The sequence below is a fragment of the Pseudomonas sp. P5_B3 genome, assembly GCF_056400405.1.
In genome coordinates this window covers 362,957-372,813 of sequence record NZ_JBFULI010000002.1, presented here as the reverse complement: position 1 = coordinate 372,813, position 9,857 = coordinate 362,957, and the positions used below count along the sequence as shown (strand labels likewise).

The window sequence follows — 9,857 nt, the reverse complement described above, 5'->3', positions numbered from 1 at the left end:
CCCACATTGAAATGCAATCTCCTGTGGGAGCGAGCTTGCTCGCGATGGCGGCATCCCTGCCGACACAAGGCTCGAGGTTTAACCCTTGCCCTTGGTCCGAGTCATATTCGGCCCACCATTCTTCTCCAGATGCTCAATGATGATCCCCGCGACATTCTTCCCGGTGGTGGTTTCAATCCCTTCAAGCCCCGGCGACGAGTTCACTTCCATCACCAGTGGCCCGTGATTGGAACGCAGGATATCCACCCCTGCCACCGCCAACCCCATGACCTTCGCCGCACGCAACGCCGTCATGCGCTCTTCGGGTGTGATCTTGATCAGGCTGGCGCTGCCACCGCGATGCAGGTTGGAGCGGAACTCCCCGGGTTTGGCCTGGCGCTTCATCGCCGCAATCACCTTGTCACCGACGACGAAGCAGCGAATATCCGCCCCGCCAGCCTCCTTGATGTACTCCTGAACCATGATGTTCTGCTTGAGGCCCATGAACGCCTCGATCACCGATTCCGCGGCCGTGGCGGTTTCACACAGCACCACGCCGATGCCCTGGGTACCTTCCAGCACCTTGATCACCAACGGCGCGCCGTTGACCATTTCGATCAGATCGGGAATGTCGTCGGGGGAGTGGGCAAACCCGGTCACCGGCAAACCGATCCCGCGACGAGACAGCAATTGCAGCGAACGCAGCTTGTCCCGCGAACGGGCAATGGCCACCGACTCGTTGAGTGGAAATACCCCCATCATTTCGAACTGGCGCAGCACTGCGCAGCCATAAAAGGTCACGGACGCACCGATCCGTGGAATCACCGCATCGAAACCCTCCAGCGGCTTGCCGCGGTAGTGGATCTGCGGCTTGTGGCTGGCGATGTTCATGTAGGCGCGCAGGGTGTCGACCACCACCATTTCATGGCCACGCTCGGTACCGGCTTCGACCAGACGACGGGTGGAATACAGACGCGGGTTCCGCGACAGCACAGCGATCTTCATGCAACACCTGTGGAGGAGGTAGATACCGGGAACACCGGCTTGTCTTGTACATACTTGATGCCCGGATTGACCACCAACTGGCCGTGGATCAGAGCTTTGGAGCCGAGCAACAGGCGATAGCGCATGGACTTGCGGCAGGCGAGCGTGAACTCGACCCGCCAGACCCGATCACCAAGGGCCAGGGTGGTGCTGATCACGTATCGCACCTGCGCGTGACCGTTTGAGCTTTTAATGGTTTTCCTTGTCACCAGCGGTGCTTCGCAGCGACGGTGACGCAACTGCACCACCGTGCCCAGGTGTGCCGTGAAACGCACCCACTGCTCGCCGTCGCGCTCGAACGGCTCGATTTCGGTGGCGTGGAGGCTTGAGGTGCTGGCGCCGGTGTCGATTTTTGCCCGAAGGCCCGCGACTCCCAAATCAGGGAGCGCCACCCACTCGCGCAGACCGACAACGGTCAAATGGTCAAATGTCTTCAAAATTGCTCAACCGGTAGAAACCGCGGTGGCCGCAGGCGGCCGAATTCGCGGTATTCACGCAGAATAATGGTTAAAAGGCGACAGATATCTACGGCCCGGATTTCCAGCCCCGCAAGGAGGTTATGGAATGTCAGCATTGTAGCTCGGGCCGGTGAAATTCTTGGTACGAGAGAAACGGTAGTACAGTTCACCAATATTTCAGAATGAGGAAATTCCATGGCACAAAAAAACGAAGAGGACGACAAAGTCCGCCTCGATAAATGGTTGTGGGCTGCACGATTTTACAAAACCCGGGCCTTGGCCAAAGCGGCGATTGAAAGCGGCAAGGTGCATTGCCGGGGTGAGCGCTGCAAGCCCGGCAAGGAACCACGTATCGGCGATGAATTCGTGATTCGTACCGGTTTCGACGAGCGCACGGTGGTGGTCCAGGCGCTGTCGATCGTTCGCCGTGGCGCGCCGGAAGCGCAGTTGCTGTACGCCGAAACCGAAGCCAGCATCGCCAAGCGCGAAAACGCCGCCGCCGAGCGTAAAGCAGGCGCTCTGGGCGTGAGCACCGATGGCAAACCGAGCAAGAAACAGCGGCGGGATCTGTTCAAGTTTCGTGGCAGCAGCAACGAATGATTGACCGGCTCCGTCGATCACCCGGGCAGGCAAAGACTTGTAATTGTGCTTGCGCGTAGCCATATGGGGTAATTCGCCTACCCTGCATGAGCCATTGGCAGTGCCATTCGTCGTAAAGCGCACACAGTCGCCGACMTGTAAGCCATAACCAGGCAGCAAGACGCTATGGCCAGGGCGTAACCTCGAATTTTGTAATCACTTTTGTCACCACTTCAGATACCCAGACTTATGACCGACCTACCGGATAACGACTTCACCCAACGCTTCATCTTCGATGACAGCGACACCCGTGGCGAGCTGGTCTCTTTGGAGCTCAGCTACGCCGAAGTCCTGGCCAAACACGCCTACCCGCAGCCGGTCGCGCAACTGCTCGGCGAGCTGATGGCGGCTGCATCGTTGCTGGTCGGCACGTTGAAGTTCGATGGCTTGCTGATCCTGCAGGCCCGCTCCGAAGGCCCGATCCCGCTGCTGATGATCGAGTGCTCCAGCGAGCGCGACATCCGCGGCCTGGCTCGTTACGAGGCGGACCGGATTGCGCCCGACGCCACCCTGGCCGACTTGATGCCGGATGGCTCGCTGACATTGACTGTCGACCCGAGACACGGTCAGCGTTACCAGGGCGTGGTCGATCTGGATGGCGAAACGTTGTCCGACTGCTTCACCAACTACTTCGTCATGTCGCAGCAGATTGGCACGCGTATCAAGCTCTGCGCCGATGGCCGCCGCGCCCGTGGCCTGTTGCTGCAGCAACTGCCCGCCGACCGCCTTAAAGACGAAGAGGAACGCGCTGCCAGCTGGCAGCACCTCACCGCATTGGCCACTACCCTGACCGCCGATGAACTGCTGGGCCTGGACAACGAAACCGTGCTACATCGTCTCTACCACGAAGAGCAGGTGCGTCTGTTCGATGTGCAGAAGTTGCGCTTCCGCTGCAGCTGCTCGCGCGAACGTTCAGCCAATGCGCTGGTCAGTCTGGGTAAGGAAGACGCGCAGCAATTGGTCGTCGAGCACGGTGGCAACATCGAGATCGATTGCCAGTTCTGCAACCAGCGCTACCTGTTCGACGCGGCCGATGTCACTCAATTGTTCGCTGGTGCGGGCATCGAGACACCGTCAGATACCCGTCACTGAAACGTTTCAGCGCAGGTAAATTCACTGCCTTGCGCCGGATTAACGCCGTTACGACAGGAGGGGCCTACTCTTTTTGGGCTTTTCTGGCATAATCCGGCCCACTTTTTTCGCGGTAGTAGTGCACGACTTTCTACTACAAAAACGTTTGGAGCACTCGGCCACTGGCCGACGGGGAACCTCATGACGCAAGCCAATAACGCCGTGTACACCGATCTGAGTGTTGATGATCTGGTTAAAGAAGCCCTCAACCGCGGTGAAGGCGAGCTTGCCGATACCGGCGCACTGGTTGTTCGTACCGGTCACCGTACCGGCCGTTCGCCAGTCGATCGTTTCATCGTTGAAGAGCCAAGCACCCAGGCTGCCATCGCCTGGGGCCCGATCAACCGCAAGTTCCCGGCCGACAAGTTCGACGCCCTGTGGGCTCGCGTCGAGGCATTCAACAACGCGCAAGAGCATTTCGTTTCCCACGTGCACGTAGGTGCTGCTTCCGAGCACTACCTGGCCGTGAAGATGACCACCCAGACTGCCTGGCAGAACCTGTTCGGCCGTTGCCTGTTCATCAACCCGGCTCAGTACAACCCGGCGGGTCGTGACGAGTGGCAGGTGCTTAACGTTGCCAACTTCGAGTGCGTGCCAGAGCGTGACGGCACCAACTCCGACGGCTGCGTGATCCTCAACTTCGCACAGAAGAAAGTGCTGATCGCCGGCATGCGTTACGCCGGTGAAATGAAGAAAGCCATGTTCTCGGTGCAGAACTTCCTGCTGCCGGCTGCTGACGTGCTGCCAATGCACTGCGCTGCCAACATCGGTGAAGAGGGCGACGTGACCCTGTTCTTCGGTCTGTCCGGCACTGGTAAAACCACCCTGTCGGCCGACGAAAGCCGTTACCTGATCGGTGACGACGAGCACGGCTGGGGCGAAGGCGTGGTGTTCAACATCGAAGGCGGTTGCTATGCCAAGTGCATCGACCTGTCCGAGAAGAACGAGCCGGTTATCTGGAAAGCCATCAAGCACGGCGCGGTATTGGAAAACGTCGTTATCGACGACGCCAAGCACGCCGACTACGCCGATGTCAGCCTGACCCAGAACAGCCGTGCCGCCTACCCGCTGGAGCACGTTGCCAAGCGCTCCGAGAAGAACCTCGGTGGCGAGCCAAACGCTGTGATCTTCCTGACTTGCGACCTGACCGGCGTGCTGCCGCCAGTGTCGATCCTCAACGAAGAACAAGCGGCTTACCACTTCCTGTCCGGCTACACCGCGCTGGTCGGTTCGACCGAAATGGGCTCGGGCAGCGGCATCAAGTCGACTTTCTCCACCTGCTTCGGCGCACCGTTCTTCCCGCGTCCGGCCGGCGAATACGCTGAGCTGCTGATCAAGCGCATCCGCGGCTTCGGCTCCAAGGTCTATCTGGTCAACACCGGCTGGACCGGCGGTGGCTACGGCGTCGGCAAGCGCTTCAACATCCCGACCACCCGCGCCGTGATCGCAGCGATCCAGAGCGGCGCGCTGATCGGTGCCGAGACCGAGCACCTGGACACCATCAACCTCGACGTGCCAGTGGCCGTACCGGGCGTTGAGACTGGCCTGCTGAACCCACGCAACACCTGGGCTGACAAAGCCGCCTACGACGAAGCCGCCAAAGCACTGGCCGGCCTGTTCATCGAGAACTTCAAGAAGTTCGAAGTGAGCGACGCGATCAAGGCTGCTGGTCCAAAGCTGTAAGTGTTGGATTGAGCTAACGAAGAAGCCGCCCCTCGGGGCGGCTTTTTTGTGCGCAAAATTCAGTTTTTCGCGGGCAAGTCAGAATGCGTCGGGCCGTTACAGGCCCTCGAGCTCATCCGTGTCCCAGCGTTGGGCCTTGATGGCCCGGTAGAGCATGCTGATGGTCAAAGGCACCTTCTCGCCGCGACCCTTGGCTTTTCGCTTTAGATTCACGTCAAAGCCGTCGGGCTGGAAATAGCGATAGCTGTCGAAATCTACGAAATCGATGGCGAAGTGGTCTTCCAGGGTTTCGATCAAATGCCGGGCGTCTGTACCGTTGCAGCCCAGGTCGAAGTTGATCGAGGTGGCGAGGCTGATGGTTTTGCGTTCGGGGAAGCCGAGTTCTTCATGCAGCAGTTGCATGAGTTGCTGCATCAAGTGGTCGTCGGGGAGGTTGGGGGCGAGGTTCATTGCGTAGGCTCCGCTAATCGAAATGCAGGCGCCATATTATCCTGCTCACGATTCGATAGCCCCAAAGCCCCCGCTAGTGTTGGCCATTGGCTGACAACTTCTTTGAAGCTGTCGATGATGTGTTCTGCATCCGCACGACCGAAAACGAGAAAAGCCCTGCAAGCGTAAACCTGCAGGGTTTCTCGGCCAGGCTGACCATCTCATTAAGCCCCCGAACCAGTCGGGGCTTCTTCATTCTCAGCCTTGCATCAGGCCTCGACACCACAACCAATCATCAAAAGATATTGATCGGGTAATCCACGAACACACGCACTTCGTTGCCGCTGACGTTGTACTCGCTCGACTTCTGCGACACGCGCAGGACCGAGCTGCGCAGTTTCACGCTGAGGTCTTTGGCCGGGCCGCTTTGGACGACGTATTTGATCTGGTTGAAGATCTCGCGCTCGGTGCCGCCTTCGCTGGTGGAAGTGGTGATGTTGTCGCCGCGCACGTAGGCCACGTTGTAGCTCAGGCCCGGTACACCGAAGGTGCTGAAGTCCAGGCCGTAGCCCATCTGCCAGCTGCGTTCGTCTTCGGCGTTGAAGTCGGACCAGTAGGAGTTCGCCAGGAAGATGGTGTTGCCACCGTCGCCGACGCGACCCTGGTCTTTCTGGTAGCCGCCGTAGGCGTAGCCCAGGTTGCTGTCGCCGGTGCTGCGCTGATGCGCGAGGGTGAACGAGTGCGGGCCGGTGATGAAGGTGGCCGCCAGGCTCCAGATCTTGTTGTCGTCGCCGGTGATACCGTTTTCGCGAACGTAGGAATCTTCCAGCTTGGTGCGGTAGCCGTTGAAGTCCAGGGTCAGGGACTGATCCTTGTCGATCGGGAACACGTAGTTGGCGTTCACGTATTGTTTCTTCAGCACGTCTTCGACGTCGGAAGCGTACAGCGCAGCCTTGAATTGCTCGGTGAACTGGTAGCTACCGCCCAATACGTTGATCGACTTCAAGCCACCGCTGTCGCGGCCTTCAGCGCTTTTACGCGATTCGGCGGTGAAGCGCCCGGCGTCCAGTTGCAGGCCTTTGATCTCTTTGGAGGTGATCAAGGTGCCGGTGTAGCTTTCCGGCAGCAGGCGCGAGTTGTCGTAATTCAGCACCGGCAGGGCCGGCATCTGGTCGCCGTAGGTCAGGGTGGTGCTGGACAGGCGGAACTTGATCGCCGCGCCGCCCTTGGACAGGTCGTCAGCCGGCTGGCCGCTGTCGCCCTTTTTGAAGAAGTCGATGCCTTGCGCGCCGCTACGGTCTTCGCTGCGTTCCAGGTTCAGTGCGTACAGCCCGAAAGCGTCCACACCCACACCCACGGTGCCTTGGGTGAAGCCGGACGAGAACGTGCCGATGGCCGCCTGGCCCCACTCGGATTTATCCGGGTTGCCGTCTTTGAAGTCACGGTTCATGTAAGCATTGCGCAGCAGCACCTTGAGGCTGCTGTCTTCAACAAAACCCTTGGATTCGGCCTGGTCGTTCGCCATGGCTTGTGTAGCGCTCAACATCCCCAGAGCGATCAGGCTGATTCGCTTGTTCAACATTTTGTTTTTTTCCTTAATACGGTTGATACGCGCTGTGTCGAACGGCCGAAACGGCGCTATCGCGCTCTTATTTCAATGCAAAAACAAAAAGGCCCGCTCACGATTTCTCGCGGCGGGCCTTTTATTGTTTTTGAGTCGTGGCGGTCGGCCACAGGCGTTGGGTCGAATCGTAGCTGCGCCCTCAACGATGTGTCAATTTCATGAATCTTCTGAAAACAGGCGAAAATCGTCCAGGAAATTGCTTTACGCGGCAGGAATATTCAATTGAAGCAGGCATCGAGACCGCAGACTGCTACGGAATTGGATGAGTCCTGCTCCTGCAGCGACTGACTCAGCCACTGCGCAAATGCCTGGGGTTTACCCAGCCATGGCCCGATATCGATCAGGGTGAATTGGTCATTGTGCTCAAGCGCCAGGGTCGGAAAGCCCTGCCCGCCGACCTTGGCCAAAAGAGCCCGGCTGTTCCTGATATGGCCTTCGGTGTCGGCCGCCCTTAAGGCCCTTTCGAAGGTTTCGCGGTCCAGCCCCATACCGTGGGCAAGTTCAAACAGCACCGATTCATCGGCGATGCGGCGCCCCTCCACGTAGTGAGCACTTTGCAAGTGCCCCAGCAACTCCAGCCCGCGACCGGCCATTTGCTCGGCAGCCAGCACCGCAGCGATGGGTGGCGCCGAGTCGAACACGGCGGTGTGATCACGCAGCAAACCTTCGAAATAGGCCTCACCGAACGGCTGCCCGCTGTATTCGGCGATACGCCGGTCATGGGGTATGACGTAATTGCGCAGTTGTGGCGAAACCTTTTGCCGATTGGCACCCGTCATCATGCCGCCGCCGTGGGCAATCACGGGCAGCACAGCCTGGGCGGCCTGCACCAGCGGTTTGGCGCCGTAGCACCAACCGCACAAGGGGTCGTAGATGTAATGCAGGATCATGGGAAAGCTCCGACAAAAATTCAGGAAAATTCGATGTCGGCAGATTAGTGCCGCAGCGGTCCCGGAAAAACGCCGGATTGGCTTTCAGACTGTTGCTTGAATCGGTCGAATGGTTGCGTAACAAAACCCTGTGGGAGTTCGCGATAGCGGTGGATCAGTCGACATTTATATTGATTGAACGGACGCCATCGTCGGAACGCCGCCCGGAGCAAGCTCGCTCCCACAGGGAACGGGGTTGTCTACAAAATCTGCACAAAAAAAAGCGCTGCCATCCCGGCAGCGCTTTTTTTTGATCAATCCGTTGTTCTTCTTATCCTTCCATTACATCCCACAACGCATCCAGTTCCGCCTCGCTGAATAAACCAGCAGGGTAACGCTCGATCATCGTCCGGCGCGGATCGGTTTCACCTATCTGACGCATTCCATTGGACTTGAACCAGTGCGCCAGAATCTGGAGCGATTCGCTGTTTATTGCCAGGGGATGCAACGCCTTTTCGCCCACAACATTCATTTCGGCGTTCATTTCAGCGCTCTCTCCCGGTTTGTGAGCGGCTAACTTATCCAAGGTTTATGACAGAACATCGAAGTCCTCTCCCTCCCCGAGTTACAACGGCAGAGATACAAGAGCTGTGCCAAGGTTTCTGAAGTGTGGCCAAGCGGACACAAAAAAGCCCGCAGGCCTGAAGGGCTGCGGGCTCCGTGCAACGCTGGAGGCTGTGAGTGATTTCGCAATCAACTCAAGCTGTTACGACCTCACTCACTCCTTGTGCGGCGCGGGTTGCTGCTGGGTAAGGCAGTGAATATTGCCGCCCCCCAGTAACAGTTCGCGACCAGGCACCATCACCACTTCATGCTGTGGAAACAGGTTCTGCAGGATTTCTTTTGCCGGGCCATCCTGCGGGTCGTCAAAGCTCGGCGCGATGATGCCGCCGTTGACGATCAGGAAGTTCACGTAGGAACCGGCCAGACGAACAGTCGGGTTACGCTCCTGAGTACCGTCCACCGGATCGACACCGGCGCACTCTTGCTCGGTCGCAAACAGCGGCCCCGGGATCGGCATTTTGTGCACCGTGAACGGGCGGCCCTTGGCGTCGGTGCTGCTTTGCAGCACTTTCATCGCGGCCTGGCAGCGCGGGTAGTTCGGGTCCTGAGGATCATCGGTCCAGGCCAACAGCACTTCACCCGGACGCACGTAGCAGCAGAAGTTATCCACATGGCCGTCGGTTTCGTCGTTGAACAAGCCATCCGGCAGCCAGATGATTTTATCCACAGCCAGGTTCGCACTCAGGGCCGCTTCGATTTCCGCGCGATTCATGTGCGGGTTGCGATTGCGGTTGAGCAGGCATTCTTCGGTGGTGATCAGCGTGCCTTCGCCGTCGACGTGAATCGAGCCGCCTTCCAGCACGAAGCCTTCAGTGCGGTAGCGCGGGCTGCGCTCGATCTCGAGGATCTTGCCACCAACCTGTGAGTCGCGGTTCCACGGCGAATACAAGCCGCCGTCAAAGCCGCCCCAGGCGTTGAAGTCCCAGTTCACGCCACGGACTTCGCCACTGTTATTGATGACGAAGGTCGGACCGGAGTCTCGGACCCAGGCGTCGTCGCTGGACATTTCCACCACACGAATATTCGGCACGTCCAGACGGGCACGGGCGTTTTCGTACTGGCCGGCGGAAACCGCCACGGTCACCGGTTCGAAACGGGCGATGGCCTTGGCCACTGCCACATGCGCGGATTGTGCCGGTTTGCCGCCCAGGCGCCAGTTGTCCGGGCGCTCGGGCCAGATCATCCAGGTCTGGGTTTGGGGTGCCCATTCGGCTGGCATGTAGAAGCCGTCGGCGCGAGGGGTGCTGTTCAACGTGGTCATGGCTCAGGACTCCGGAGTGGCATTGATGCCTGACAGAAATGGAAGCGCATTGGTACACGCCGTGGATAATGGCAACTTTATATCCGATAAATATCGACGTTTAAAGCACCTTACAT

The 9,857-nt window shown here is 58.8% G+C and carries 10 protein-coding genes; 3 read left to right on the top strand and 7 right to left on the bottom strand.

Features of this window, described 5'->3' with window-relative positions; all coding sequences use genetic code 11:
• Positions 1-78 precede the first annotated feature (78 nt).
• Together rimK and rimB are read right to left on the bottom strand one after the other, a co-directional pair.
• Positions 79-984: a 30S ribosomal protein S6--L-glutamate ligase gene (rimK, locus tag AC1DRN_RS02915; protein ID WP_007972871.1), complete on the bottom strand. Its 906-nt coding sequence runs from the start codon at positions 982-984 to the stop codon at positions 79-81.
• Positions 981-1,460, bottom strand: a complete 480-nt coding sequence (gene rimB, locus AC1DRN_RS02910; protein ID WP_108216130.1) for a retropepsin-like aspartic endopeptidase RimB — start codon at positions 1,458-1,460, stop codon at positions 981-983. Before rimB ends, rimK begins: the two co-directional genes overlap by 4 nt.
• A gap of 216 nt (positions 1,461-1,676) precedes the next feature.
• On the opposite strand from rimB, the gene AC1DRN_RS02905 reads away from it, so the two are divergent.
• From AC1DRN_RS02905 to AC1DRN_RS02895, 3 genes are all read left to right on the top strand, one after another.
• Positions 1,677-2,081, top strand: a complete 405-nt coding sequence (locus AC1DRN_RS02905) for an RNA-binding S4 domain-containing protein (protein WP_223462726.1) — start codon at positions 1,677-1,679, stop codon at positions 2,079-2,081.
• A 228-nt stretch (positions 2,082-2,309) separates the two neighbouring features.
• Positions 2,310-3,212 carry an Hsp33 family molecular chaperone HslO gene (gene hslO, locus AC1DRN_RS02900; RefSeq protein WP_223462727.1) on the top strand — a complete coding sequence of 301 codons (903 nt, stop codon included), beginning with the start codon at positions 2,310-2,312 and terminating at the stop codon, positions 3,210-3,212.
• 180 nt (positions 3,213-3,392) lie between these two features.
• Entirely contained in the window at positions 3,393-4,934 is a 1,542-nt protein-coding gene (locus AC1DRN_RS02895) for a phosphoenolpyruvate carboxykinase (RefSeq protein ID WP_223462728.1), read from the top strand.
• A 96-nt stretch (positions 4,935-5,030) separates the two neighbouring features.
• Here AC1DRN_RS02895 and AC1DRN_RS02890 read toward each other — a convergent pair whose 3' ends face one another.
• The 5 genes from AC1DRN_RS02890 to aguA form a co-directional block, all read right to left on the bottom strand.
• A complete protein-coding gene (locus AC1DRN_RS02890; RefSeq protein ID WP_223462729.1) occupies positions 5,031-5,384 on the bottom strand; it encodes a DUF1493 family protein in 354 nt (117 codons plus the stop codon).
• A gap of 274 nt (positions 5,385-5,658) precedes the next feature.
• Positions 5,659-6,945 carry an OprD family porin gene (locus AC1DRN_RS02885; RefSeq protein WP_223462730.1) on the bottom strand — a complete coding sequence of 429 codons (1,287 nt, stop codon included), beginning with the start codon at positions 6,943-6,945 and terminating at the stop codon, positions 5,659-5,661.
• Between the two features lie 260 nt (positions 6,946-7,205).
• Complete coding sequence (locus AC1DRN_RS02880) at positions 7,206-7,877, bottom strand: DsbA family protein (protein ID WP_223462731.1); 672 nt, start codon at positions 7,875-7,877, stop codon at positions 7,206-7,208.
• Between the two features lie 310 nt (positions 7,878-8,187).
• Positions 8,188-8,400: a hypothetical protein gene (locus AC1DRN_RS02875; RefSeq protein ID WP_223462732.1), complete on the bottom strand. Its 213-nt coding sequence runs from the start codon at positions 8,398-8,400 to the stop codon at positions 8,188-8,190.
• A 234-nt stretch (positions 8,401-8,634) separates the two neighbouring features.
• Positions 8,635-9,741, bottom strand: coding sequence for an agmatine deiminase (gene aguA / locus AC1DRN_RS02870; protein ID WP_223462733.1), 1,107 nt, complete (start codon positions 9,739-9,741; stop codon positions 8,635-8,637).
• Positions 9,742-9,857 lie beyond the last annotated feature (116 nt).

What these genes read in the sequence shown, in the direction of transcription:
- rimK (WP_007972871.1), bottom strand. Translation starts at nt 984, where the DNA reads ATGAAGATCGCTGTGCTGTCGCGGAACCCGCGTCTGTATTCCACCCGT.
- AC1DRN_RS02905 (WP_223462726.1), top strand. Translation starts at nt 1,677, where the DNA reads ATGGCACAAAAAAACGAAGAGGACGACAAAGTCCGCCTCGATAAATGG.
- hslO (WP_223462727.1), top strand. Translation starts at nt 2,310, where the DNA reads ATGACCGACCTACCGGATAACGACTTCACCCAACGCTTCATCTTCGAT.
- AC1DRN_RS02895 (WP_223462728.1), top strand. Translation starts at nt 3,393, where the DNA reads ATGACGCAAGCCAATAACGCCGTGTACACCGATCTGAGTGTTGATGAT.
- AC1DRN_RS02890 (WP_223462729.1), bottom strand. Translation starts at nt 5,384, where the DNA reads ATGAACCTCGCCCCCAACCTCCCCGACGACCACTTGATGCAGCAACTC.
- AC1DRN_RS02885 (WP_223462730.1), bottom strand. Translation starts at nt 6,945, where the DNA reads ATGTTGAACAAGCGAATCAGCCTGATCGCTCTGGGGATGTTGAGCGCT.
- AC1DRN_RS02880 (WP_223462731.1), bottom strand. Translation starts at nt 7,877, where the DNA reads ATGATCCTGCATTACATCTACGACCCCTTGTGCGGTTGGTGCTACGGC.
- AC1DRN_RS02875 (WP_223462732.1), bottom strand. Translation starts at nt 8,400, where the DNA reads ATGAACGCCGAAATGAATGTTGTGGGCGAAAAGGCGTTGCATCCCCTG.
- aguA (WP_223462733.1), bottom strand. Translation starts at nt 9,741, where the DNA reads ATGACCACGTTGAACAGCACCCCTCGCGCCGACGGCTTCTACATGCCA.